This is a genomic window from Pseudoalteromonas sp. S1609, assembly GCF_005887255.1.
Lineage (GTDB): Bacteria > Pseudomonadota > Gammaproteobacteria > Enterobacterales > Alteromonadaceae > Pseudoalteromonas.
In genome coordinates this window covers 20198-46800 of the sequence record NZ_PNDJ01000020.1, presented here as the reverse complement: position 1 = coordinate 46800, position 26603 = coordinate 20198, and the positions used below count along the sequence as shown (strand labels likewise).

19 protein-coding genes are annotated in these 26603 nt (G+C 37.6%); 9 read left to right on the top strand and 10 right to left on the bottom strand.

Annotated features, from left to right (window positions below):
• Positions 1-24 precede the first annotated feature (24 nt).
• The gene (locus tag CWB76_RS06845) at positions 25-999 is read right to left on the bottom strand and encodes a DUF1852 domain-containing protein (RefSeq protein ID WP_138606390.1); all 975 of its coding nucleotides are present in this window, start codon (positions 997-999) and stop codon (positions 25-27) included.
• A 445-nt stretch (positions 1000-1444) separates the two neighbouring features.
• Between CWB76_RS06845 and CWB76_RS06840 the strand changes: the two genes are divergently transcribed.
• On the top strand, positions 1445-2254 hold the full coding sequence (locus tag CWB76_RS06840) for a sulfite exporter TauE/SafE family protein (RefSeq protein WP_138606389.1): 810 nt from the start codon (positions 1445-1447) through the stop codon (positions 2252-2254).
• Between the two features lie 65 nt (positions 2255-2319).
• A complete protein-coding gene (locus CWB76_RS06835) occupies positions 2320-2694 on the top strand; it encodes a hypothetical protein (RefSeq protein ID WP_109875006.1) in 375 nt (124 codons plus the stop codon).
• A gap of 60 nt (positions 2695-2754) precedes the next feature.
• Here the strand turns inward: CWB76_RS06835 and nhaR are convergent, their stop codons facing one another.
• The gene (gene nhaR, locus CWB76_RS06830) at positions 2755-3648 is read right to left on the bottom strand and encodes a transcriptional activator NhaR (protein WP_138606387.1); all 894 of its coding nucleotides are present in this window, start codon (positions 3646-3648) and stop codon (positions 2755-2757) included.
• A 109-nt stretch (positions 3649-3757) separates the two neighbouring features.
• On the opposite strand from nhaR, the gene CWB76_RS06825 reads away from it, so the two are divergent.
• The 4 genes from CWB76_RS06825 (at position 3758) to CWB76_RS06810 (ending at position 8392) form a co-directional block, all read left to right on the top strand.
• Positions 3758-4069 carry a hypothetical protein gene (locus CWB76_RS06825; protein ID WP_008110823.1) on the top strand — a complete coding sequence of 104 codons (312 nt, stop codon included), beginning with the start codon at positions 3758-3760 and terminating at the stop codon, positions 4067-4069.
• 420 nt (positions 4070-4489) lie between these two features.
• Complete coding sequence (locus CWB76_RS06820; RefSeq protein ID WP_138606385.1) at positions 4490-4777, top strand: helix-turn-helix domain-containing protein; 288 nt, start codon at positions 4490-4492, stop codon at positions 4775-4777.
• A 224-nt stretch (positions 4778-5001) separates the two neighbouring features.
• Entirely contained in the window at positions 5002-7119 is a 2118-nt protein-coding gene (locus tag CWB76_RS06815) for a retron Eco8 family effector endonuclease (RefSeq protein WP_138606383.1), read from the top strand.
• A 151-nt stretch (positions 7120-7270) separates the two neighbouring features.
• On the top strand, positions 7271-8392 hold the full coding sequence (locus tag CWB76_RS06810; RefSeq protein ID WP_212751291.1) for a reverse transcriptase domain-containing protein: 1122 nt from the start codon (positions 7271-7273) through the stop codon (positions 8390-8392).
• Between the two features lie 193 nt (positions 8393-8585).
• Here the strand turns inward: CWB76_RS06810 and CWB76_RS06805 are convergent, their stop codons facing one another.
• Positions 8586-10922: a S9 family peptidase gene (locus CWB76_RS06805; RefSeq protein ID WP_138606381.1), complete on the bottom strand. Its 2337-nt coding sequence runs from the start codon at positions 10920-10922 to the stop codon at positions 8586-8588.
• 134 nt (positions 10923-11056) lie between these two features.
• On the bottom strand, positions 11057-11944 hold the full coding sequence (locus CWB76_RS06800; protein WP_138606379.1) for a LysR family transcriptional regulator: 888 nt from the start codon (positions 11942-11944) through the stop codon (positions 11057-11059).
• A gap of 104 nt (positions 11945-12048) precedes the next feature.
• Here CWB76_RS06800 and CWB76_RS06795 point away from each other — a divergent pair, with 104 nt between their 5' ends.
• Entirely contained in the window at positions 12049-12912 is an 864-nt protein-coding gene (locus tag CWB76_RS06795; RefSeq protein ID WP_171039598.1) for an MBL fold metallo-hydrolase, read from the top strand.
• Positions 12913-12983: 71 nt separating this feature from the next.
• Here CWB76_RS06795 and CWB76_RS06790 read toward each other — a convergent pair whose 3' ends face one another.
• The 5 genes from CWB76_RS06790 to CWB76_RS06770 form a co-directional block, all read right to left on the bottom strand.
• Entirely contained in the window at positions 12984-13781 is a 798-nt protein-coding gene (locus CWB76_RS06790) for a DODA-type extradiol aromatic ring-opening family dioxygenase (RefSeq protein WP_138606375.1), read from the bottom strand.
• Positions 13782-13885: 104 nt separating this feature from the next.
• Positions 13886-15355 carry a DNA recombination protein RmuC gene (locus CWB76_RS06785; protein ID WP_138606373.1) on the bottom strand — a complete coding sequence of 490 codons (1470 nt, stop codon included), beginning with the start codon at positions 15353-15355 and terminating at the stop codon, positions 13886-13888.
• Between the two features lie 581 nt (positions 15356-15936).
• A complete protein-coding gene (locus tag CWB76_RS06780) occupies positions 15937-19083 on the bottom strand; it encodes a DEAD/DEAH box helicase (protein ID WP_138606371.1) in 3147 nt (1048 codons plus the stop codon).
• Positions 19084-19497: 414 nt separating this feature from the next.
• On the bottom strand, positions 19498-20460 hold the full coding sequence (locus tag CWB76_RS06775) for a transcriptional regulator (RefSeq protein WP_010388796.1): 963 nt from the start codon (positions 20458-20460) through the stop codon (positions 19498-19500).
• Between the two features lie 15 nt (positions 20461-20475).
• Positions 20476-21714: an AAA family ATPase gene (locus CWB76_RS06770; RefSeq protein ID WP_008110834.1), complete on the bottom strand. Its 1239-nt coding sequence runs from the start codon at positions 21712-21714 to the stop codon at positions 20476-20478.
• Positions 21715-22485: 771 nt separating this feature from the next.
• On the opposite strand from CWB76_RS06770, the gene CWB76_RS06765 reads away from it, so the two are divergent.
• Entirely contained in the window at positions 22486-23700 is a 1215-nt protein-coding gene (locus CWB76_RS06765; protein ID WP_013463357.1) for a hypothetical protein, read from the top strand.
• A 61-nt stretch (positions 23701-23761) separates the two neighbouring features.
• Here CWB76_RS06765 and CWB76_RS06760 read toward each other — a convergent pair whose 3' ends face one another.
• Complete coding sequence (locus CWB76_RS06760) at positions 23762-24637, bottom strand: DNA replication terminus site-binding protein (protein WP_075170152.1); 876 nt, start codon at positions 24635-24637, stop codon at positions 23762-23764.
• A gap of 602 nt (positions 24638-25239) precedes the next feature.
• Here CWB76_RS06760 and CWB76_RS06755 point away from each other — a divergent pair.
• Positions 25240-26589, top strand: coding sequence for a class II 3-deoxy-7-phosphoheptulonate synthase (locus tag CWB76_RS06755; protein WP_171039602.1), 1350 nt, complete (start codon positions 25240-25242; stop codon positions 26587-26589).
• Positions 26590-26603 lie beyond the last annotated feature (14 nt).

Sequence of the window (26603 nt, the reverse complement as noted above, 5' to 3'; positions counted from 1 at the left end):
GCTGCCTTTAATTTTGTTGTGTGATTAAGCGATACTTGCCGAGAACTGCTGCAATACTGACTGATAAGGCTTAATAAAGTGCTGCTCGGTAAATTTGCCTTGCTCAATCGCTAATTGACCTCGCTCTGCGCGGTCATACACAATTTGCGTTAACGAATGGTCGTCATTTTTTAAATTAGGTTTATAACGGCTACCTGCGGCGGCGTTGGCGTTATAAATTTCTGGACGATAAATTTTTTGAAACGTTTCCATAGTGCTAATGGTGCTAATTAGTTCAAGGTTGCTGTAGTCGTTAAGTAGGTCACCAAAAAAGTAAAACGCTAACGGCGCAACGCTATTTGGTGGCATAAAGTAGCGCACTTGTAAGCCCATTTTTTTAAAGTATTGCTCTGTTAACGACGACTCATTAGGCTGATACTCTACGCCTAAAATAGGGTGTAAGTTTTCGGTTTGCTGATAGGTTTTGTTATCAGACACGCTTAAACAAATAACAGGTGGCTTTTTAAAATGCTGTTTATATGTATTTGAGTTTACAAAGCATTTAAACAACTTGCCGTGTAAGTCACCAAAGTTATCGGGAATGCTAAATTGCGGTTTGCTTTTGTTATGCTCAAGTAGTAACACGCTAAAGTCGTAGTCGCGCACATACGATGAAAAGTTATTACCCACCATGCCCTCAATTCGCTCGTTGGTTTGACGGTCAATAATATTGGTTTTTAATACCTCAATTGACGGAAATGCCTGACCACTGCTAGTAATATCTAAATCAACCGAAATGATCTCGAGCTCAATCTCGTAACGATCCCCTTGTGGGTTATCCCAACTGGCCAGTGCATTAAAGCGGTTGTTGATCATTTTTAGGGTATTACGCAGGTTTTGTTGGCGGCTTTCACCCCTAGCTAAATTAGCGAAATTGGTCGTAATTCGTGTGTTATTTGACGGATGGTAGTTTTCATCCAAGTTAGTGCTTTTAATAGTAAATGTAAGATCAGTGCTCATAGCCGTATCCTTTCAATTTGAGTTGTTACTGCTTTTATCAATGACACATTACTCGCTGTTAAAACCAAACTAACGGGATAACTGTAATGGTGCTTTGCAGAGTTAATAAATTTATACGCGCTATGTAGCATGAAGAAAAACGGTATTATTTCAGGTAAAACATGAGCCAGATTCATTCTTTAACAAAGTTGAATGGATAAATTAGGCCAGTAGACGCTCCCACTCAGACAAAACCCACTTTAGAAGTCTAGATTTCTAGATGTTTTTACGGGTGTTGTGATTTATTCATACAAAACGTGAGTATTATTCAATGCTCATAAGTACTTAAAGTCCAATTTGCATAAACGGTTGTTGATATACTCGAATAAACTTAGGTGAGCTTAAGCGCTTTATTAAGCAGCTCGCCGTCGCAGAACTTTCCACAACATAAGAAGAGACAAAAGGAATGAGTGATTTAATAGTGTTAATTATATACTGCGCCATATTAGGTAGCGGTGTTGGTTTTTTAGCAGGCTTATTAGGAATAGGGGGCGGGCTAGTGATTGTGCCCATACTCAGCATGATATTACTGCACTTTAATGCTTTGCCACCTGAACAAGTAGTGGTGGTTGCCATTGCGACCTCGCTGGCCTCTATTTTATTTACCTCGACCTCGTCGGCTATTGCGCATCATAAAAATGGCAATGTACCGTGGGATATTGCACCTTGGGTTATGGCAGGCGTTGCCTTTGGTGCGCTTATTAGTGGCTTTATAGCTGCGCTGTTACCCGAGCATGTAGTGCGTTTGGTATTTGCTGTAAGCGTGGTGCTAATTGCACTAAAAATGATTTTTTCAGGTAAGAATGATTCATCATTAGAGCGCCCGTTACCAAATAAAGGACTACTGAGTGTTTATACGACCATAACCGGTGGCTTGTCTGCCATGATTGGTATTGGCGGCGGAGCCGTATTAGTGCCGCTACTGACGTTTTTTTCTGTTGATATGAAAAAAGCCATAGGCTGCGCATCAGCCTCAGGCATTGTGATAGCCCTGTTTGGTTCAATGGGTTATATCAGTTCAGGCAGCCAGTTATTTAGCCTAAAAGAAGGATTTGCGGGCTTTGTGTATTTGCCCGCTTTATTGGGTATTGTATGCACCTCATGGTTTACTGCACCGCTCGGTGCTAAAGCCACCCATTATTTGCCAGTTTCAACCATAAAGAAAATATTTGCCGGCTTATTAATAATAATGGCAATCAATATGTTTACTCGATAAGGTTAAAGTTCGCAGGCTTGCTTGCGAATATATTTTGAAATAATAAACTTTAAGGCAAGGATGCTATGAAAATAGTTAAATTAAGGGATAAAGTTGATAAAACAATCTTAAGTGTTGCTTTATTCTTTTTGATATCACCTATTATAGGGTTAATTACAGGAACTGCTCATCAGCTTGGAACGACAGGCAGCGACTATCAACAAGCATCGTTAATTGATGACCCAGAGCAATACTGGCAAATTATTATCATGCAACTTACTATTACTTTAGCTATCGGTATCCAAGGATTTATTACATTTCCAGCCTTAATTGCCGCACGCCAAAAAGTACTAAAGTTTAGAGATAACAATAAAATAGTAGCCAATATCATATTTTATTTGCTCACTCCGGTATTCTTTATCGCTTTATTAATATTTTTAATATATTTATTTGAACTGTAAGGTTCTAAGTCCGTACCCCGCACCGCGACGCCCGTCAATCTTAAAGCGATTAACTAAAATCTACGTCATTTGCGCATGCTTTATAAATTCATCATAAATACTGTCTTTAATGAGCCTGTCGGGTGTAAAGGCATAATAATGCTGATAAACATTATCAATTGTACCAATGTAATTAACGCCGTAATGGCGCTCTACTTCGGCTCTTACCAAAATAGGCGCAGGGAATACCCCAAACCCTTGCTCACCTAACGACTTCATTAATGCGCTGTCGTCAACATGGCCAGCTATTGTCATTTCAATATCTTGCTCTTGCAGCCAATAATAAATAGCACGCGCGACGGGGCTTTCTTTTGCGGGGAGCACTAAAGGCTTGTTGTTTAAAGACTGCGGAAACTGCTTATGTAATTGCGAATGCCATGTTTCGTTACCAAAAAGAGCGATTTGGCTTTTGCCTATTTCATGACAAAACGCCTTAAATGACAAGGTAGTATCGAGTGGTTTATCAGCTAACACTAAATCGATCTTATGAATCGCCATTTGTGCCAGCAGCTCATCTTGTTGGCCGTCAATACAGTGCAAGTTGGTAATACGGTCGTTATTAATTAAAGGCGCTAGCCACTTCGACACCAGTGATTTAGGCAACACGTCTGAAATACCCACCTTTAACGTTCGTGAATATTGCGTGGTATCACCTTGCGTGGTTTCTAGCCATTCATGGGCAATAGCAAACATATCATTGGTGTATTGCTGGGTTACATGGCCAAATTCCGTTAACTGTAGGCCTCGGCCTTGGCGAACAAACAGTGGTTTTCCTAATCGTTGCTCTAAGTTAGTAATTTGTGAGCTGACCGTTTGCGGCGTTAAATTAAGTATTTTACTCGCCGCTGCAATACTGCCGTGCTTACTTACCTGCCAAAAATAATATAAGTGATTGTAGTTAATGTTGGTAATCATTCGAAAATACCTGTTTTAAAGTAAGAAATAATCAGCTTTTTCCTTTGCCACTAAGTTAGTAGATTACAGTCATGCCTGCAACATAGTTACTATTAAAAGGTGTAATTGCATGAAGCTAAAACTTACAGTTAAAAATAAGATAATTAACGCAAGTGAAAAGATGTCGCTTTTGAAGTTGATAAAAAGCCAATTGGCAAAACATGCTTTAAATATTCGTAAAGTTGAGATTCAAATAAATGATCTTTCGAGTGAGCGCCACGGCACTTTGCAGCAATGCAAAATTAATATTCTTTTGCCTGGGCTACCCAGTATTAATGTAAATACAAAAGGAAGAAGTATGCTGCAAGCGATAAAGCGGGCTCTTAAAAGTTTGCAGCACATTCTCGTTAATAAGTATCAACCTTCGCAACCAAGCTCTTAATATCGCACTTGTAGTAGCAAGGATGCTACTTTTTTAATGCCTCTCTAATTCCAAGCTGTGTTTAGTATTAAACGATTCAATTATTGCCATTGAGCAGTATTTCCTTGTTGGGTTTCGTTGCACTCTACCCAACTTACCGTAACTAAAATTCTTTGACCTTGTTCCTTTAACCTTTGACCTCAATTGTAAACCCTCGCACCATTTTGATTAAAAAGAGAGTGAAATTTTCAATTACCTAAATTCATAGTTTATTGTGAATTTATTAAGTTCATGCCTATTAATTTACTAATTCATAAAATACTGTGAATTTATCCCTTAGTGAGTTAACTTTCGCTATAATTCACAAAATATTGTGAATGATTAGCTTTTTTGTACTTTTTTAACTATTATTCACAAAACACTGTGAATTTTGGATGGGTTATGGAAGTCACGATAAAGTCAGCAAAACAATTAGGTAAATTGGCAAGTATGGTGAGAAAAAGCCAAAAGCTTGATCAAAAAACTGCGGGAGATTTCTCTGGTATTAGTATTAATACAGTGAGTGACTTTGAAAATGGCACAGGCTCGTTATCAATTGGCCGCGCGTTCGATTTAATGGAAGCTTTAGGCTTAGAAGTAAAAATAGATGTGGTGATACCTCAACATGATGAAAAGGCTAAAAATAAATTACTAATGCAAATCCAGAACATGGTGGCTGGCAATGAATAATAGATCACTTGATGTTTATGCTGGCAAACAGCTCATGGGCCAATTACAAGATAGTAACGGTTTTTGGTGATAAAAATGAAAGTTAGTTCTTAGCACATCGGCTTGAGGAATTAACGTTCACCTAAAATTTTTGATGTAGAAGAACTAAAGTTGAGCCCGTTTCTTCAGTACAACAACTATGAACAATAGCCTAATTAGCTGTTATATAATAAAAAAAGAAAATTATGACCGTAAAAAAAATTGAAATTACTAACTTGCTATCATTTGACAACCTACTAGTAGAGGATTTGAATGACTTAAATTGTATCGTTGGCCGTAACAACGTTGGTAAGTCTAACTTACTTAAAGTATTAAAATTTTTTTATAATAAATTAGATGGTAAAGAGGAATTACCACCAAAACTAAATTCAAACTATTCATACAAAGGCTCCATATCAATAACTTTCGATCTAACGAGAATTTATCGAATAGCGAGGAAAAAACCTACTAATCAATACTTTGCATTAATAATTAGAAAACTCATCCCACTTCATATGCGAAGTATATTTACATTAATGCGATACGATAATGATCATACAACCTATACTTTAGTTTTAAACATTTATAATGATGGTAAAGTAAAGTGGTCCACTAACGACAAGCAAACCTTAAACTTAATTTTGTATCTTTTTCCATTTTTTCATATTGAACCTAGACATATGAACCTACATGAATGGGATAGTTTATGGGATCTTATATCAAGACTTAAATCATTTAACCTGTCTAATATTGACGAGCAATCAGTTATAAATTTCTTTGATAAATCAATCAATGCGAACGGTGATAACTCGTATAAAAAATATATAGCAGACCTAAACGATACTATATCTACAAGACAAAGCACTCAAAAAGAAAAAGTACTCAGCTATATTAAAGCTGGATTAAAGGGCTATCGTTTTGAAATAGATGAGAATGATCTGAAATATCACTCAGATGGAACCAACTCATTTCATTTTATCAAAACTTTTCTTAAGATATTAATAACAATATCTAGAAGAGAGTACATAACACCATTCGTTTTCATAGACGAACCAGAACTCGGTCTTCATCCAAAAATGAACGAAGTTTTAATTCAGGATATTTATACCAGTTACAAATATAGCAAAAATGGTGATGATAGAATTACAAGGCCACGAGTCTTTTTAACGACCCACTCTCCAAATATTGTAAAAGAAATAATAAAAAAATTTAGAGTTAATCAAAGGATTTATTGTTTTCAAAAAAAAACCGATTCTAAAACTACAATTAGTAAGTTGAATTCAACCTACGATAATGAAAGCTTCATAAACATATTTAGTGACAATGAAGCAAGACTTTTCTTCAGTGATTTTATCTTGTTTGTAGAAGGTGAAAGTGAATTAGAAGTTTTTGGTAATATGAAATTGACAGAACATTTTTCTCACTTAAAAAACATAGATCTTTATAAATGCAGCAACAATGTTATTGGAGAACGAGTTAATCCATCTTATTCAAACACAGCCATTCCATATATGTTTTTATTCGACGCAGATAAAGCAATATCGATAAAAGGAGAACCCAAAAAGTTATCATTAGAGCTTCAAAAAAACGGCAATTATTTCGATTTTAAGACTGAATCATTAAAGGCTGAGTATAATAGATACAAAATGGGGTTCAGTAAAAATTATAAAGCTAGAAAAGAAAACTTAGCTTGCTTAATATCCAGCAAAAAAAAGCCTGTTGAGGTCAATAAAACTTCGCAAGACTTCACTGATAAATCAGGTTTTGAACGAATTTTCATGGCTGTAAAAAATCAATTACTTAATAAAAATATTTATATAAATAGAACAACACTAGAGGGGTGCTTAATTCAAAATGATAGCTCTAGCATAGTCTACAAATGGTTGGATAGAGAGTACAAATCAGATACAGCTTCTATTTTAAATCGATTAAAACAAAGTAAATACCTAAACGAAGAAATGCTGATAGATTATATTCGAGTGATCTTCAATGGTAAGTCTAAAGCGCTAACGGATTACAGCTACTTTAACCCTGAAACATATAAGCAAAATATGCAGAAAACTAAAAAAGCCCAAGGTAAATTACGTTACTCCTCTAGACATGCAAAAATCCTAATGAATTTATTAGAAATGAGAATAGTTAAAAATAAATATTTGAAGAAAACTGATGGGTGGACAACAAGTTTTATCAACTATGCTGTTGAGCAAATAGAAAAAGAGTCTATGGAGAAGAAACAATCATTCGGCAGTGTATTTAAAATTTATTTCCCTGAACTATATGATATTATTCGAAGGCTTCAACCTGATAGTAGAGGGGAGATATGAGTTATTACGAGTATCTGAGAGCTTGCTTCTCCAGTTCTCAGCCACAGAAAACCTGTTCTTCTGTGGCTTTGAGCGCAGCCCCAATAGGCACTAATCTGATGTCGCCGATTAGCATGCTTCTAAGTCACACCTACGGTGTAATGGTGTTCTTTTGTATCAGGTTGAAGCATCTATGATTAATACTAAAATTAGTGATGAATTTTTTAAAAAAGCAATCCTTAAAGGACAAAGCGAAATATTCAATGAATTCTCACCAAGTGTGAGAGAGTCAAAAGTCGGCCCTGACAGTTTCTTCGAAATAGCTCAAAATTCTCTACATAAAGATATAAATGATAGGATAACTAAATTTGTTTTAAACAAAAATCCTATTAATTCATCTGCATGCGGCTTTGTAGCAGGAAAGTCCTATTATGATTTTCTTAGGCCACATATAACAGGGTATTTCTTTCTAAGGCTGGATATAAAAAAGTTCTTTCATTCGATACCTGTAAGCGAAGTTAGAGAACTACTTAGCCAACATTTTAACGATACAAAAAACGGAGCTAAATACTCTGCTTTAGATATTGCATATATGTCTGTTACTCATAAAGTTAGCAATGATCATGTTGACCAAGATCTGAAAGCAAGAGAAATCCTTCCCATAGGATTTTCTTCATCACCTATTATATCTAATATTATTTTCAGAAGAGTAGATATTCTTATTCAGAAACTCTGTGAAGAAAAAGGGATTACTTACACTCGTTATGCAGATGATATGTTATTTTCTTCGTACAAAAGTCGATATTTACATTCAGAACAGTTTGAAAGAGACATATCTATATTTATATCAACCTTGTCTCTCAAGTTAAAAAAAAGAAAAAGGAAGGAAGCAGAAAACACTATTTCTCTCAATGGTTATGTAATTCAAAATAAGAAAATTGAGAAAAGCCTATTTAATGTTCTAAAAGAAAAACCCGTTGGAAAAATCAGATTATCAAATAAAAAGCTAAAAACACTTAAGAAACTTGCAGCATTACTTAGAAAGAAACAAAGCCCTACCTATATCATGGAAAATCAATTTAAATTAAACCCCAATAAGTTTAAAGCAAAATTCGGTAAAAATTTAAATTTTTATAATAAATTTGCTGATGATCAGTTACAAAATAAAATAAAAGGTTATCGCTCTTATTTAGTAGCACTACTCAAATACAATGAACTTCATGGCTGCGTGAATATTGATTGTGTGAAGACAGTCGAAAAACTTATTAAAGTATTCGAATTAAATGTTAAGTAATTTAGAAATAACTAATAGTCTATCTTTTTATAGTTTTGTAGTGCTATTCAACAACATTTATTACCTAATAAAAAATTATCCTTAAACCTTTTCCCTTACAACTGAATCCTGTAAACCCCCGTTACATTTTGATTAAAAAAGCCGCATACTAATAATTAGTGTGCGGCTTTAGTATTTTATTTTTTTAAAGCGATTACTTGTTTAGTAAGTGCTTTTCAAAAAAGTCAGCCATCATAGTATGGTAATGCAAAGTGGTGCCTTTGCCTTCGCGTAAGCTGTGTGAGCGGTTAGGGTATGAGAAAAACTCAAACTGCTTGTTATGCTTTACAAGCTCATCAATTAAGCGTTCTGAGCCTTGATAATGCACGTTATCATCGCCTGTGCCGTGAATAAGCAATAGCTTACCGGTTAGGTTTTTAGCAAAGGTAATCGGCGAGGTGTTATCGTAACTCTCAGGATCGGTGTTTGGGTTGCCCGCATAACGCTCTTGGTAAATGGTGTCGTACAAACGAATGTCTGGCACGGGTGCTGAGGCAATGCCTACTTTAAATTTATCACCGTGGCGGAATAACAAGTTAAGGGTTGAACTACCGCCCCCAGAGTGTCCCCACACGCCAACGCGCTCGGTGTCGATTACATCCCAACGTTTAGCCATGGCATCTAGCGCATCAACTTGGTCTTGCACTGTGATAGAACCAATTTTTTTATAAATCGATTTGCGCCAATCTCGGCCTTTTGGTGCACGTGTACCACGATTATCAACCGATGCCACAATAAAACCTTTTTGCGTTAGTAACGATTTATATAAGTAACTGTTACCTTCCCAGCGGTCTTGCACGGTTGAACCCCATGGTTCGCCGTATACGTAAAACACAATTGGGTATTTTTTACTTTTATCCATGTTCTCTGGGAACATAATGTAGCCGTCAAGCTCGGTGCCATCTTGCGCGTTTACTTTAAAAAACTCATGCTTTGGTAAGCTTTGTTCAGCCAGTTTTTGTTTAAGCTTTGTATTTTCAACTAAGGTTTTTACATTACTATGATCGCTCACTTTAATGATCTCTTTAGTCGGTGGCGTACCAAATTTTGAGTAAGTGTGCATAGCCCATGAGGCATCTTTTGACATGTAGTAGCTGTTTGAACCTTCAAACTCAGCAGGCGTTACCCGTACCGGTTTGCTGCTGCCATCAAGCGGTGTGCTGTATAAATAACGCTGACCAGGATCGTTTGGCGAGGCAATAAAATACATTACGTTTTTGTCTTCATTGATGCTCAGCATATCAATAATGTCGAAATCGCCTGGGGTTAGGTCGATAATAGTTTTGCCATCGCGCGATACACGGTAAAGATGACGCCAGCCGTCGCGTTCGCTATGCCAAATAAAAAACTCACCGTCTTTTGACCAGTTGGCTTTATAAAACCATTCGATAAACGCATCGTCCTTGTCTTCTAAAATTTTAGTCAGTTGCTGCTTTTGCCAATCAAACAACCACACTTTGTTATGGCTTTGTGGGCGGTTTAAGTCTTGAATCATTAATTCATTACCGGTGCCTGCCCAGCTAATACGCGGAATATAACGGTCGCGGTTATCGCCTTCAAGCTCAGCCCAACGGGTTTGTTTGTCGCTAAGGCTTACCACACCAACACGCACGGCAGAGTTGGTTTCACCCGCTTTAGGATAAGGGAACTCTTTAAGGGTAGGGTACAGTTCGTCAGTGTTGTTGATCATAGTGAAAAATTTAACGTCACTGGTATCAAGCTGCCAATAGGCGATTGATTTGTTGTCGGGGCTCCAACGAAAACCATCGGCAATAGTAAATTCTTCTTCGTATACCCAATCAAAATTACCGTTAACAATGGTGGCACTGCCATCGGTTGTGAGCGCGGTTACATCGTTACTACCAACCGCTTGCATATAAATATTGTTGTCGCGCACGTAAGCCACTTTTGAGCTATCTGGCGAGAACTTAGCAAACATTAACTTAGTTGGCTCAACGTCTTTACCACCTAATTGCTGTAATTGGTTTGTCTCAAGGTTAAGTAACCAAAAGTCGCCTCTGCTGCGCGAACGCCAAACTTGCTCGCTGTTGGTAAATACCATCAGCCATTTACCGTCTTTTGACCACTGATAGCTTTCGATTGCAAATGGCTCGTCTGCGCCCTCTGGCAACAGCTTTTCAAACTCAACCAGTACTTTACGGCCTGTGCCGTCAGCATTGTAAAATACAATGTCGTTGCCTTTTACGCCGTGCTCTTTTTCGTCATCGGCGTTGTTATCATCTGCTTTTTCTTTTTCGCTTTCGCGCTCTTCAAGCACAGTGTAGCCGGTACCATCGTCTAGCCACTTAAAGTAAGTGCTTCGCTGGGTTTTAAATTCTTTATCTTTATAAATTTGCGCTAGGCTTAATGGGTTATTCACGGTGCTCATCGCTGCATTATTGTTGGTTGTTATGCTGGTACTTGAACATGCTTGCAAGCCTAAGCCCGCAACAATGGCCAGTGCCAAGCCCGATGTTTTGATCAGATTCATTGTTATTGTTCCTTGGGTCTGCTGACCTTTATAGATTAAGGCGCTTATTACATTTACTGTAACAAAATAACTTACACAATATCAGCATGCTTAACGCACAAAGCTATGGTTTAAACCCAAACTTTTATAATTAATTACCATGCTGGATTTTTAAATTCATCACTGAGCGTGTCGATTAGTGCTCTTACTGTTGTCGATAAATGCTGACGAGAAGGGTAAAGCACATATATTTTCATTGGGTTTGATGTCCATGGCGCTAATACACGCTGCAAGCGACCATCAAGTATATATTGATTTGCCAAATACGTAGGCTGTACTGAAATACCACCACCGGCTATGGCTGCATGAAGTAATGTGGTGGCCTCGTTTGCACTTAAATTACATTTAACATCAACAGATTGAAACTCATCCCCGTTGTGTAAATGCCAAATATATCGGTCGAAGTTTTTATAGCCTAAACACTGATGAGCGCTTAACTGTTGTGGTGTCGTTATTGGCGGATAATCAGCAAGGTAGCTGGCTGAGGCCACTAATATAGATTCACACTCGGCAATAGGTTTACCTATTAACGAAGGATCAGGATTGGCTGCAATACGTATTGCCAAATCAACACGTTGCTCTATTAGATCTGTGGTTGAGTCTTCAAGATCTATGTCTATTTGCACGTTAGGATGACGTTTCATAAAGCGTGTAAATATAGGGGCTAATTGCGCAAAACCTAACGACATACTGGTCGCTACTCGTATTTTACCTGACAACTGTTGCTGGCTTTTTGTTTGTTCAACTAAACGGTTAGCCTGTGCTAACCATTGCTCTATTTCGGGTAAACAGGCCTCGCCGGCGGTGGTAAGCGTTACTTTACGGGTAGTGCGATGCAATAAGCGCGTATTTAACCAAGCCTCCGCCGACTCAATATGACGAGTAACCATAGGGCGTGACATTTCAAGCCGATCGGCAGTGGCAGTAAAACTGCCTGAGTAGGCAACATCCACAAAAACCTGCGCTGCGGTGAGTTTATCCATAGTATTTGCACGATTTATGAAACAATGATGCTAATTATTGGTTGTTTTTCTGAACATATCAAACCTTTATTATGCTCGCATTAGCAACCAATGATGAGAATACTATGAACCTACGCACTCTTTTACTAAGCACACTATTAGCCAGCAATATTGCTATTGCAGACGAAACCCCACTAACCCTTGATGTGTATAACGCTGACAGCAATAGCTTTCATGTTAATGCCACGCTGGTTTATGGCCGTACCGATGCAATTTTAATTGATACCGGATTTACCAAAGCAGATGCACTGCGCATTGCCGCCAAAGTAATTGACTCTGGTAAACAACTAAAAACTATTTTTATTAGCCAAGCCGATCCTGATTACTACTTTGGCGCTGAAGTGTTACAGCAGTTTTTTCCTGACGCAAAGATTATAACCACACCGGCAGTGCACCAAAAAATAGCAGCAAAGCTTAAAGGCAAACTTGCTTTTTGGACGCCAAAAATGGGTGAAAACGCACCTAAAAACCCCGTCGTACCTAAGATATTTAATGGTAATAGCTTAAAAATAGAAGGCCATACCATTGAAATTCGTGGCACAGAGGGTGAGCATAATCATCGTCCTTATTTATGGATACCTGATAATAAAGCTATTTTAGGAAATGTGGCTGTATACGCTAATGTTCATTTATGGATGGCCGATGCACAAACTCAAGCAGAGCAAAATGCATGGGCAAAGCAACTTAATGAAATGAAAGCACTAAACCCTGAAGTGGTGATCCCTGGGCATATGAAAGCAGGCACCCAATTAGATGCTGCAAATATTGATTTTTCAATCCAGTATTTAAAGGATTTTGCACACGCTAAGCAAAATAGTGATAACAGTAAGCTGCTGATAGATAAAATGACCAACTCATACCCTGAGGCTGTATTACCTATGGCTCTTAGCATTGGTGCTAAAGTTCATAAAGGCGAAATGAAATGGTAATTGCCGCTTAACCGCTGCAATAAATGCAGTAGAACCAAAAACACGCCTAGTAAAGTCTGGCGTGTTTTTTATTATTGCCACAAATACATACTGGCTCGCTTATTGGCAATATTTAATTCAAATACCTCAGTGCTTGAACACATAGCAGCGCCATAGCATACATGTAGTGGTAACAAGTGCTCTTCTCTGGGGTGATTAAAGCGTGCAGCTGGAGCTTGCTGCCATGCTAATAATTGCTGTTCACGCTGCTGCTCGGTTAATGTTTGATCTGCGACTGTGCTTACCAGCCAATTTTCAAATGCCTGATTTTGCTGATTAACATCGCTTGATTGGGTAACACCAAAAGCGCGCATATTATGGAAGGTAAAGCCTGAGCCTATAATTAATAAGTTCTCGTAATCAATACTTTGCAACGCTTTACCAATTTCAACATGCATTAACGGATCGAGGCTTGGGTGCAAGGATATTTGCACACAAGGAATATCGGCCTCTGGGTACATAATTTTTAACGGTACAAACATACCGTGATCGTAGCCACGCTGTAAATCGAGTTTTGAGTCAATATTATGTGTTGCGAGCGCCTGCTGTACTAAATTAGCAAGTTGCGGCTGGCCAGCACAAGGATAAGTTAATTGATACGCCTGCTTAGGAAAACCGTAGTAATCGTAAATAAGCGGCGGTGAAGAGTGCGCCGTTATACTAATTGGTTGAGCTTCCCAATGTGCGCTGACCATTAAGATAGCAGAAGGCTTTGGGATTTTAGCGGCAACTTGTTCTAAGCAGGCTCGCATTTCTGCATGGTTGGCATTACCTAGTAATGGCATTGGGCCGCCACCATGTGAAATGAAAAAAACGGTTGGGCGTTGCATGTGATTAATCCTAAAGGACAGATATTATTATAATGCCTGCGCCGTTAGTAAATAACTAGCCACATAAATGCACAACCTCAGTGCGCAAAAATTATGTGCGGTGTTTATTCATCAAGCTCTAAGTGAGCGCGTTCAACGCTTTCTTGAGGTAACTCTTTTTGCACCGATACACCCAGCTCCTTAAATTCTGAGGCTTGTTTAATTAAGTTACCTTTACCACGGTATAACTGAGAAAATGCTTTATCGTAAGTTTCTTTGGCTTTATCAAGCTGTTTACCCACACCTTCCATACTAGTTAAAAAGCCGTTGAGTTTACTGTAAAAACGCTCAGCACGATTAGCCAGCTCTTTTGAATATTTAGTTTGCTCTTCAAAGCGCCATAACTGTTTAACAATATTTAAACTGGTTAGCAGGGTAGTAGGGGTAGCAACCAAAATGTTTTTTTCTATTGCTTGCTGGTAAATGTCGCTTTGGTATTTAAGTGCTTCTACAAAGGCGGACTCTATAGGTACAAACATAATAACAACCTCAGGCGAGTTTATCCCTGGTAGGCGGTCATACGATTTACTGGCCAGCTCATTTATACGGGCAGTTACGGCATTTACATGCTCTTTAATCGCTTGTTGAGACTCAAGCTCTGTTTCGGCATTTACATAACGGGTATAGGCATTTAACGATGTTTTTGCATCAATCACTAAGTGTCGACCTTGAGGTAAATACACCACAACATCAGGGCGCAAACGGCCGTCTTCGGTATTATACGACACTTCTCGCTTGTAATCGGTGCCAGCGCGCAGGCCTGCGCTATCAAGCACGTTTTCAAGCATTAACTCGCCCCAATTACCTTGGGTTTTCTTTTGCCCTTGTAAGGCACTGCTTAGCTTATCGGCCTGCTCGGTAATTGCTTGGCTTTTGGCTTGTAAATGCAGCAGCTCAGTTTTAAGTGCAGCACGTTGTTGTAAGTCTTCAACGTGAATAGACTCCATTTTATCTCTAAAGCCTTTTAGCTCTCCTTGAACCGGCTTAAGTAACTGCTCTATGCTTTCTTGATTGAGGGTTTTAAATTTTTGCGACTTTTCTTCTAATATTTGGTTGGCTAAATTTTCAAATTCTTTTTTAAGCGTTTCTTTACTTTGCTCTATATGGGCGAGTTGTTCACTAAAATGTTGCTGCTTTTGCTCAAGGGTAGTGCGTATATTATTAAGCTCTACATCGCGCAGATTGTATTGCTCGCGCAGGGCGGTTAGCTCGGCTTCGGCTTTACGCCAATATTGATTATAAAGTTGGCTTTGCTTTTCTTGCTCAGTTAAACGGGTTTTAAAATGCTGAGACTGATCCCGCTGCTCTTGATGTGTAAGTCCTAATAAATCGTGCTCTTCAACCAACGCGGCATATTGGCTTTGTGTTTGCTCATGCTGGCTTTGTAATAACATTAACTGTTGTTGTTGCTCATTTACTTGGCGCTTTATTTTTTTGCTTAATTGCATTGATACAACACCAAAAATAGCCATGCCTGTTATAGCGCCAGCACTTACACTTAACCAATCTAAATGGGATAAAAACGAAGTAAACATAAAATAAACTTTTAAAATTTAGTGACATGCCATCATAGCGAATAACGCTCTTTAGCAGTAGGGGTAACGCACTAAATTAAGCGCATAAAAAAAGCCAGCTATTAAAGCTGGCTCAATATTACTTAATCAGTAATCAAACAGGGAAATCAACATGAAACTTGTATAACAACACATCACTACAAGCATAATAGTAGACGCGTCCTGATTAAATTAGTTCAAAATAATTTTTAAAAAAGTTGAATTTAGAGCATAAAAAAAGCCAGCTAATAAAGCTGGCTCAATATTACTAAATTAGTAATCAAACAGGGAAATCAACATGAAACTTGTATAACAACATATCAACTACAAGCATATTAATAGACCCAGCCATTATTGATTAGTTCAAAAATATTTTAAATAAAATAATTTAAAATATTCAGGCAAAAAAAAAGCCAGCGCTGAACTGGCTGGCTTAATCATTACTATGTCTAGTAACTACTATATGGGATATCAACATGAAAACTTGGAGAAACTGCAATTTAACCAAGCTGTATTAATAGACGCCCACAATTCAAATAAGTTCAAAAAATTATTGTTAATTTTTAACTTTTAATTAAAGACAACATTTGTTGTTCATCAAACTGGGTAAAACTCATTGATTTTTCAGTAAATAATGCATCTACAAGCGCTTGTTTATCTTGCTGCATTTGAAACACCTTTTGTTCAATAGAGTTAGCCATAATCAATTTATACACAAATACCGGATTAGTTTGGCCAATACGATAAGCACGATCGGTCGCTTGCTTTTCAACAGCTGGATTCCACCAAGGATCAAAATGAATAACGGTATCGGCTTGGGTTAAATTAAGCCCTGTGCCACCTGCTTTTAAGCTAATTAAAAATACCGAAGTAGTGCCACTGGTGAATTCGTCTATCACTTTATCGCGATGGCGCGTTTGCCCAGTTAACATGCTAAATTTAATGTTAAGTGTATTCAAACGCTCGGCAATTAAATCAAGAGCAGAGGTAAACTGGCTGAATATAATCACCTTACGGCCAAGGCTGAGCATTAAAGGTAAATGGCTTGATAACCATTCTAACTTAGCACTAGCAGCGTCGGTTTCTGGCTCAATAAGTTTAGGATGACAACATATTTGGCGAAGTTTTAATAGTGCCTCTAGAAAGGCGAGTTTACTTTTTTGCACGCCTTGCTCGGCAAATAAATCAATGAGTTTTTCTTCAAGCGCATGTGTTATGCCTTGGTACATGTCCTTTTGTTTAGGCTCAAACTCAAATTCTTTAACAAGCTCCGTTTTTTGCGGCAGTTCTTGAGCTACTTGGGCTTTAGTCCGGCGCAAAATAAACGGCATAATTAACGCTTTTAACTGCTCTGCACGCTCAATGTTACTTTCGCGCTCAATAGGACCTTGAAAGTGCTGCTTAAAGTGCGCCTGGGAACCTAATAACGAAGGCATAGCAAAATCGAGTAACGACTTTAATTCAAATAAATTGTTCTCAATTGGGGTACCGCTTAAGCAAAGCTTAAAATCGGCATTCAAACGTTTAACTAACCGCGATACCTGTGCCGTATCATTTTTAATATACTGCGCTTCATCAAGAATAATGTTTTCAAAATACAGTGGCGAATAATAAGCAATGTCACGTTTTAATAACGGATAGGTGGTTAATATACACTGTGCTTGTGCCAAGTGTTTTAACGCATCATTACGGTGTGCACCAAAAATAGTGGTCACTTTTAAGTTTTTAGCAAACTTGTTAATTTCGTTTTGCCAATTACTCACTAAGCTTGTTGGGCAAACAATAAGCGTAGGGCCAGCTTGCGGAGTATTATAAGAACTGGCTAAATAAGCGATCACCTGCAAAGTTTTACCCAAGCCCATATCGTCCGCTAAAATACCACCTAGCTGATTACGCTTTAAAAAGTTAAGCCAAGCTACGCCTTCTTGCTGGTATTCTCTAAGCACCACAGAATCGTGTAAGCCATGAATGGCGATATTGGGCGATAACAGCGCGTCATTGCTTAGCTCATCAAGGTAGCGCTCTAATGACGGATCATGCAGCTCAACATTAATGGCTGTGTGCTTAACTAATTCAGGTAAGTATGAAAGTGGAATATTAAATTCGTCGCGCGTTTTAATAAACTCAAATCGCAATTTAAACTCAATTAATAAATTAAACGCAGCCTTATCTATAACTCCAAATTGACGGCCAACGGGATAGTAATAAAACAACTCGCTTTGACGATTTAACGATTCAAACAGTTTATTATTTACATTAAATAAAGTGGCCACTTTGGTATCGTTAAGCACTACTTTGCAATGCATTTGATGCCCAGCAGCTCTGTTTACATGCAAGGAAATTTGGTTTTTAGTATCGGCAATATTTATTTTGCTCATTGATACTTGCCAACCACGTTGCTTAAAGCTTGGTAACACCTCATGCGCTAACCAGTGTAAGTGAATAGCCGATTCCTGACTAAAAATAAACTCGCTGTGTAAACCCCCTTTACAAAAATCAAAGCCTAAGTTGACCAGCTCGTTGGTAACGGTGTTTTCAAATGCACTATTTATTAGTTTTTCAGGCGCAGTACCTGCTAAGTAGTTTTTATTTTTATACTTAAACGATAACGAAATAGCCATTACTGAGCCCGACATGCTGACTTTAAGTACGGCATTACTCAACGACTTAACAGGCATGCTTGGTGCATTAGTCGGATGGGGAATAACACCGGCACCAAAATTATCAGCAAGCTGCTTATAAATTCGATCAAAGTTTGTATCGTGAAGTGCAGGTATTGTTTGTAAATGAGCAATTTCGTCAGCACTGAGCGGCGTGCGAATGCGGCCTAGCTTATATTTATCTAAATCTAAGTAGATGGGCGGCGTAGTTTTAATTAATGCCCAATTAGGAATTTTATCTAGGTGAATTTTTAACTGGGTGACTTCTTTTTGTTTTTCCCAAACAAAATTTAGGGGTAAGCCAGGTTGCGCTTTTATAGGTACTCGCGAACGCTGTAAAAATAATCGTTCTGTAGCTAGTAATTGCTGCAGCGCGTTAAAGCCCCATTGACCTTTGAGTTCAATATTACCGACCGCATTTTGCGAGCGGATCCAGCTATATAATCTAAAATCACTTTCTAGCAGGTCGCTAGGAGTTACAAAACTATTAAGCTGTTGCTCAGTTAAATTGCGACCTAATGCATAATTATTATTTTTATCGTAGTTGGCAATTTTAGGCGTTAAAAATACTTTATCGTTTTCAATATCTAATACAAACAGTAACACTTGTGATGGATGAGCTTGATCGGTGTTTTTAAGCGAGCTGAGTTCGCTAAACCAGTCATTAATAAAATAGTCTTCGCCGTATTCACCTGAGTGTTCAATTTTAAGTTTTAACAAAATTGCAGCCAAATGGCGGCATTTAGTTTTAACATTACAAGTACAGTGAGTGTCGACTGAATAGCCAGTTGGTAATTTACTGATCTCAATTCGTTGGTTAAACGCAATGCCCTTATCGCCTTGCACAGTAGAATCAACAACAGAAAAATCAGCATTATGTTCTAACCAACTTATTTGGCCGTTTTTATAATACGACTTACCTTTTGCTAACACCGCGGGTTTAAACAATTTTTTTATGAATCGCTCAGAAAGAGGAAACTGGGTAGCCTGCTCATTTTTAATTTCTTCAAAAATAGCCATTAAATCATTTTTTGATAAGTTAGCAGACATGTCACTCAAAGTATTAAAATTTAAAAACAATTTTTCCAGTATATGCCTTATCAACGCTGAGCTAAAGCAATATTATTTTTAAAATAAACTGGTTGGATCTGATTGGTTAGTAAAAAATTGGTTTATAAGGATTGTTTAATTTTGCTCACTAAAAAAAGGCGTTTAAATTACAAAATAAAAACAATAAATTAACTTAACAGGGAGGTTTTGCTAGGAGTAGATCAGGTTTTTACTAACAAGGTAGCAATTTAATCAAATAGAGCAGGTTTAGTTAGTAAAAATACGATCCTTAGTGGTTTATCGGGCTTTTTATGCTTTTTATTACCACGGAAGATCAGATTTTTACTAACTAATTAAGAGGGCTAGATCACTATTTAACTAACCTCCCCCCTTTACAGATCACGATATTACTAACTAATTAAAAGCACTTAATAGTTTAGTAAGTTGTTCTAAGCGCTTGTCTGTCATCACTTTATTATTAATTTTTATTGAAACGTCACCACTTTTAAGATTACGTTGCACACTAATAAAGTCGTTTTCAAGCACAGCCTCACGCTTTAATGCTGTTTTAGGCTCTGCGGTTAATAGTTTAGTGATCAGCATAGCGCGCTTGTCGTCGGCTTCTAAGGCGTTAACTTCATCATTGCTTGCAAGTGCTACAACTAACTCGTTAAATGCAACCTCGTCTCGCTCCTTTGCGTTAATCAGCTTTTTAGCGACTTCTCTACCAACATGATTAGCTGTTGGGTAAAGGGCTATAACATCGGCAGATATTTGCTCATACGCTTTAATCGCATCCGCAATGGCGGTATGCGATACCCCTTCAATAACGGCAATCTCGCGGTACGATCCTTTTTTGCCTTGTTGAATGAGTTCGTTTCGAGTTTGCTGATACGCTTGACCTAACTCCCACAGACTAGGGGCAATGTATTGATCCGAAGAAACTGCTAACACTTTGGCATCTTGCTCATTAAAATCACTTGAACTCAAAACAAGATAATCTGCACCAGCCAAAATACAGGCTTTGCGACGTCTTGAGCCTGCAAGAACAAGACTCATATCACCTTGATCCCAAAGCAGGGCGGGGTGCTGATTACGTCCATCTTCTTTAATTGCAGGAAGTATATCGGATACCGACTTTTCGTTTAAAAGCGCTTGTACACGGCGATTTTTACCATAAACCTGAGTCGATTTTTCAATCTCGTTATGAGCAATCACTTTACAAACCAAGGTAATTTCGCGATTAGGATCGCTTGGCGCAGGCATACGAATAACATCGCCTGCATTAGCTTGCTCTAAAAGAGCGTCTAAGCTGCTACTGCCAACAGCGGTTGCAAAGGGATCTAAGCGGGTGTCATTTTTACGTTTTTTAGCCATTTTTAGTCAACATCCTTACTTAGGCGTATTTAATTTTGATTGTGTAGATTGCCAATTTGAACGAATTAGCATTTCGAGTTCGTCTACAACATCTTTGATATTTTCTTGTGCGCGCATTAACGATTCTCTACTCGCTAAACTGTCAGACGCTTTTTGATCAAAAATAGTATTAAACGAGGATGAACTCGCAGTAATTGCTGAGCTGTGATTAATAGGGTAGCTCATGACTTGGCGACCAAAGGCGCTTCTTACGTCTTTAACTATGTCACGTTGTGAGTGATTACCTTTTACATAATTGGTAACCAAAAATTGCATAAAGTCCCAACCATCGTGACCAAGAGCTGCAACGGTATGATAAATCTCACCTAAACGTTTTAAATATTTATTATTAGCATCAAAGTCTACCGCTTCAGGATGAACCGGTATAAGCATCGCTGTAGAAGCCATTAATGCATTATAAAACATAAAGTTAAGAGTAGGCGCTGTATCAATTAGTAAAATATCAAATTCATCTTTTACTGGCTCGATAACACGCTCTAACAGCTTATGGTAATGGCGAGTTTGCTCATAGTTTGAGGTGTCTTTAAGCAAAGTTGCAGTTTCGTGTTCAAAATAAAAATCATCCATACCTGAGGGTAAAACACGAATATTAGGAATATGAGTTGGTAAAAAAGAGTTTGAAACAAATTCAGGCCAGGTTTCTCCTTCTTCAAGATCAATGCAGTCACGCATTAAATCACCAACAGTAATTGGATCGGGCTCAGAAGATGGGAAAAAGCTAGATGATGACCCCTGTGGATCTAAATCGACAATGCCAATTCGGTAACGCTTGATGTTAGTAGTTGCAAGTGCTGCAGCAATATTAACCATGCTCGTTGTTTTACCACAACCACCTTTTAGTGAATTAATAACAATAACTTGGAGTTTGTCTGTCGGTGCACGATGATCGGGTTTTATATCCATTATATCGGCCATGGCAAAAATATTAACCAACGTATAAGCGTAATGACCGTTTGCACCGCGTTTTATGTTTAAATCGTCAAAATCACCATTGTCATGGCGTCTTTTTAAGGTACGATTATTACAACCAAGTAAATCAGCAGCGGCTTTTTGGGTGTAGGTTCTTAATTCTTTTTCTTCAGATTTAAGATGGGCGCGGTAATGTTGAATACGTCCTTCTAGTGATTTTTCAGCAACTTCTGCGGTTGCTTTCAAAAGTCGGTAGGTATCTAGCGCATTATTATTGATAGACATACTTTATTCCTCAAAGTTAGGCGTTTAGTATAATGTCCATTCAATTAGCTGTAAACAACTATTTAAGGCGACATGCATTTTAAATACATGACATATAAAATAATTTTACGCCTTTAATATTGCTTAGTATAAATAAAGAAGTTTAAGTATGGTTAAATATATAAGGTATTAAAGGCTAAGGCCTTAAAATATACATATAACATTATGATTTATATAAACAATGTTAAAAAAACTGGATCAGTATTGTACGTGGTTAAGATCAGATCCTTATCTACTAGCAGATCACCTTTTTACTAAGCAAATATTTAGCAGCTTAGTTATGCACAGGTTAAGCACTGAGTTACTCACAAAATAGATGCTGTAGATCATGTTTTTACTAAGTAAATTATAAAGTTATGCACCCACCATCAGGAATAATAAGCGGTTTAATTAGTATAGATCTGATCTGTAGTAAGTACAGATCAGATCTATGCTAACTGGAACTAAACTTATCCACAGGCCTCTCATTTTTACTGTCATTTGTCGTGCTAAATTTAAAAAAAAACACTTTGCAATGGACAAATTTATTCTTCAGTTAGTAAAAATTCGGTTTATTAAAGCCTAGTTAGTAAAAACCTGATCTGAAATCTCATGTTTTAACTTTTTCTTAGTAAAATATTGATCTGTGCATTTTATTTGAAGTCAGATCACTTTTATACTAACTTAAACATTTAACTTTTGTGGCTTTATGTGTTGTTATTAGCTGTCACAATAAAAACGGAAATAAAAACCATGAGCCGAAAGGTCAACATCTCGGTAGATAACTTGCCCGATACACTTAGGGGCCAAATTCACGGGGTGGAAAGTGCAATTGATAACGAAAGCTTAGCACTATTTACAGATAATAAAGATGTGCGAATTTCGATAGAAAATGCAGCCCATGGGTTACGCGCTTACTCTAACACATTTAACCATTATGATCTGTGGGGACGCTTTGTTCGCTCAGGACATAAAAAGCTGCCACTTGAAGAAGCACCTAAAAAAACCATTATTACACGTAAGATATCTGAGAAAGTAGACGGTATTTTATACGATGGTGAAATTAAAATAACACCGGCTGTGGTAAGTACTCGTAAAGATGGTGAAGACGTAGAATACTTAGTTTGGCCATCAGATAGAGAAGAAAAAGTTGAGCGTGCACTTATTCGTCTTGCTTCAAAAGGTAAAATAGTAAAAATTAATTTTAAGTCCGGTATTCAATATGCCGTTGTGTTTTCTATGAACGAATTAGCACAAGAACTTAAAGCGGTAGGTCAATCTATGCCTTACCCACAAATTAAAGAATCGCTCGAAGCATTACAAGGTTCAAAACTTTCTTTTAAATATTCTGCTACTGACACTAAAAACTCAGATATTGATGATTCGTTCTACGAGTCGAACATGAACTTTTTATCGTCTTTACACTTTAGTGGTAAAAAAGGCCAAGGCGGAAATGTTAAATGTGTAGCGTGTTTAAATGCGTTTGTTCATAACATGATCGATAACCTTGAATATAAAGGTTATTATTTTAATAGTGCTCAAGAGTTAAAGCGCGGATTATCGCGTTGGATGATGCTACGTTTATATCATTTATGGCGCTATGCTGCCCCAGGAAAAACATACCATTTTAGACTGTTGTCTATTATGGAAAAATATGGCTCTATCTATTCAACTGATGATATTACCGAAAATAAATTAAAAGCACTGCGCCGTGATATGACTACCACGATGAAAGATTTAATAGAAAAAGGAGCAATATCTGAGTACAGCATTACGAATGTAAAAGATGATAAAACAGGTAATATTGTAGATTACACTTATGAAATGCACCCATCTGATCAGTTTTGTGATGAGATACTGGCATTAAATAAACATAACAAACGGATAGAGATACAAGGTGGTAAACGCATTGTTGAAAATGCAGTATTAATTGATGAAGATAAGCTGGAAGAAATTGTAGAAAAATAATTATATTAATTTTTACCAGTAGTTATATTAAAGGCCACAGTAAGTGGCCTTTTTAACATAATTACTTTGTTACTTGTTCTAAATATAAACGGTCTACCAGAAAGTCATACTCACGTTTTCGTGGATGTGATAACGGTTTTTCGTAACTCGGCAGTTGGCCATACTTAACATCGGGTTGTGGGTTTATAAGAATAAAAGGTAAGGCTGCACTAACATGATAACGATTTTGGGCCGTGTATCTAACATTAACTTGTGGGCTAACTCGGGTAGGGCGCCTAATTCGTAATTTTTCTTTTTCACCTAGACTGGCAACACGAACTTGCTCTTGAGCAACCAATGATTGCCATTTTTGCTGATCAATCATTCTTGGGTTTTTATACCCAGCGGACTTTTCGAGCATTTCAAGAGCCATCTTTTTTGTGAGTGTTTTAGTGGCGTGTTTATGCATCCAAGTAAAACGAACTGAAAAAGGGGATTCGCTTTCGCTATGAATTTTACGATAAGCGGCAAGCGTAATTAAATTTGGCATAGCATTATGCACGGCTTCAAATCGAGCATCGTTATTGTCTATCGCCAAAATACAATTTTTAAATGCCGCTTTTGCATTATTAACTTGAGCAATCCGATCAATAATGGCTTGTTTATTAGCGTCTTGTATGATTAATAAACCAGGGTGGCGCTTTAATACGCGACTACTCAGACCAGGCTTTTTATACATATCAGAGAAAGAATTTAAAATAGCCTTTTGTGCTAGTTCCCCTGTAATTTTAGATACTGCAATCGACTCGGGAATTATATTTTCATCCACACTGCTTATTTCTGGCAGTTGATAGTATTCAGCCTTAGCAAACCCATATTCTTTAAGCTCCTCAATTAGCCTAAGCGTTAACTCATTGAGTAAATCAAACTGACTTCTAATTTGTACCTTTGTAACCATAACACCACCAAGAACACATCTTACTATTTAGCTATTTTCGCAAATAACCTTTTCTTTTGGTAGTAATTTCTTAAATATCACTCTATTGCTAAGATTAAACTTAAATTTAATTAAGTATGATGTGTTCTTTATTTTTGGTGCAATCATTTTAATAATAATATTTTCTAACTTACTAATAGTTATATATAAACGCAGTATGAAGTAGTGGGTATAACCAGCAGAACTACTCAGCTAGCATATATATTTAAAACTACATAACTGATGGCTGATATATTTAAATTTAACTGTAAAGTTAAGGATACATATAGTTGATTTAAGTATGATGTGTTCCTTGTGTTAACATTATCTTCTACAGCTTAGCTAAGTGGCTGCAAGCAAAGCTTAATAAATACCACTCTTACTATTTATCCTATTGTTTTTTAATGCATTAGTGTTCTTTATTTATAAATTTATTATCAATAAAATAGTTAAATCATAGATAATAATCCTATTTAAATTTAACTAATAACTAAATAATTGGCAAATAGTCGATTTAGTCCTTGAACAAAGCCCTCTGCATACGTTAATTTCAATACATCAGGTAATAGGAATGAGGAATGAACATGCAATCGTGGAACCCAAATAGTTGGAGAGAACTGCCAATACTGCAGCAGCCACAGTACCCAGATCAAGACGTATTAAAATCGGTTGAAGGCCAGCTTAAAAGCGCACCGCCTTTAGTGTTTGCAGAAGAGACTAGAAGTTTGTTTAAACAACTTGAAGATGTGTGTGAAGGCCGCGCATTTTTACTTCAAGGTGGTGACTGCGCAGAATCATTTAGTGACTTTAACGCTGCAAATATTCGCGATACATTTAAGACCATTTTACAAATGGCTGTAGTACTAACCTATGGCGGTAAATGCCCAGTTGTAAAAATTGCACGTATGGCAGGTCAATACGCTAAGCCACGCTCAGCCGACTTAGAAACAATAGACGGTGTTTCGTTACCATCTTACCGTGGTGATATAGTAAATAACTTTGAGTTTACTGAAGAAGCGCGTATTCCAGACCCTCAGCGTTTAATGACCGCGTATCATCACAGTGCGGCAACACTCAACCTACTACGTGCTTTTGCACAAGGTGGGCTTGCTGACTTACATCAAGTTAACCGTTGGAACATGGGCTTTGTTGCTGCTAATCCACAAAAAGCAAAATACCAACAGCTGGCAGATAAAATTCAAGACGCTTTAGAATTCATGGAAGTATGTGGTATTAATTCAACTATAGCGCCAAGCTTAAAAGAAACAGATTTATACACATCACACGAAGCGTTATTGCTAGGCTATGAAGAGGCATTAACCCGTAGAGACCATTTATCAGGCGACTGGTACGATTGTTCAGCGCACTTTGTTTGGATTGGTGAGCGCACACGTCAGTTAGACCATGCTCATATTGAATTCTTTAAGGGCATTAAAAATCCAATAGGCGTTAAAGTTGGCCCAGGTATGGATCCTGACGAACTTATCCGTTTAATTGATGCACTAAACCCAGATAACATTCCTGGCAGGTTAACGCTCATTACACGAATGGGTGCAGATGTATTACCAGAGAAGCTACCGGCGCTTGTTCGCAAAGTACAGCAAGAAGGGCGTAAGGTAATTTGGAGCTCAGATCCAATGCATGGCAATACAGAGAAAGCCAGCTCAGGTTATAAAACTCGCAGCTTTGATAACATTATGCGCGAAATTAGTCAGTTCTTCGCTGTTCACAAAGCTGAAGGCTCATACGCAGGTGGTGTTCATTTAGAAATGACCGGACAACACGTTACTGAATGTACCGGTGGTGCATACGGTTTATCAGATGATGACTTAGCGCAGCGTTACAAAACTCAATGTGACCCTCGCTTAAATGCCGACCAAGTATTAGAGCTTGGCTTTTTAGTTGCAGACCTTTTAAAGGATGCTCGCAAGTAATACACCTTCTTAAA

Coding starts and splice junctions, on each gene's coding strand:
- CWB76_RS06785 (WP_138606373.1), bottom strand. CDS start 15,355: ATGTTTACTTCGTTTTTATCCCATTTAGATTGGTTAAGTGTAAGTGCT.
- CWB76_RS06780 (WP_138606371.1), bottom strand. CDS start 19,083: ATGTCTGCTAACTTATCAAAAAATGATTTAATGGCTATTTTTGAAGAA.
- CWB76_RS06795 (WP_171039598.1), top strand. CDS start 12,049: ATGAACCTACGCACTCTTTTACTAAGCACACTATTAGCCAGCAATATT.
- CWB76_RS06770 (WP_008110834.1), bottom strand. CDS start 21,714: ATGTCTATCAATAATAATGCGCTAGATACCTACCGACTTTTGAAAGCA.
- CWB76_RS06840 (WP_138606389.1), top strand. CDS start 1,445: ATGAGTGATTTAATAGTGTTAATTATATACTGCGCCATATTAGGTAGC.
- CWB76_RS06800 (WP_138606379.1), bottom strand. CDS start 11,944: ATGGATAAACTCACCGCAGCGCAGGTTTTTGTGGATGTTGCCTACTCA.
- CWB76_RS06755 (WP_171039602.1), top strand. CDS start 25,240: ATGCAATCGTGGAACCCAAATAGTTGGAGAGAACTGCCAATACTGCAG.
- CWB76_RS06805 (WP_138606381.1), bottom strand. CDS start 10,922: ATGAATCTGATCAAAACATCGGGCTTGGCACTGGCCATTGTTGCGGGC.
- CWB76_RS06815 (WP_138606383.1), top strand. CDS start 5,002: ATGACCGTAAAAAAAATTGAAATTACTAACTTGCTATCATTTGACAAC.
- CWB76_RS06825 (WP_008110823.1), top strand. CDS start 3,758: ATGAAGCTAAAACTTACAGTTAAAAATAAGATAATTAACGCAAGTGAA.
- CWB76_RS06790 (WP_138606375.1), bottom strand. CDS start 13,781: ATGCAACGCCCAACCGTTTTTTTCATTTCACATGGTGGCGGCCCAATG.
- CWB76_RS06760 (WP_075170152.1), bottom strand. CDS start 24,637: ATGGTTACAAAGGTACAAATTAGAAGTCAGTTTGATTTACTCAATGAG.
- nhaR (WP_138606387.1), bottom strand. CDS start 3,648: ATGATTACCAACATTAACTACAATCACTTATATTATTTTTGGCAGGTA.
- CWB76_RS06775 (WP_010388796.1), bottom strand. CDS start 20,460: ATGGCTAAAAAACGTAAAAATGACACCCGCTTAGATCCCTTTGCAACC.
- CWB76_RS06845 (WP_138606390.1), bottom strand. CDS start 999: ATGAGCACTGATCTTACATTTACTATTAAAAGCACTAACTTGGATGAA.
- CWB76_RS06820 (WP_138606385.1), top strand. CDS start 4,490: ATGGAAGTCACGATAAAGTCAGCAAAACAATTAGGTAAATTGGCAAGT.
- CWB76_RS06765 (WP_013463357.1), top strand. CDS start 22,486: ATGAGCCGAAAGGTCAACATCTCGGTAGATAACTTGCCCGATACACTT.
- CWB76_RS06835 (WP_109875006.1), top strand. CDS start 2,320: ATGAAAATAGTTAAATTAAGGGATAAAGTTGATAAAACAATCTTAAGT.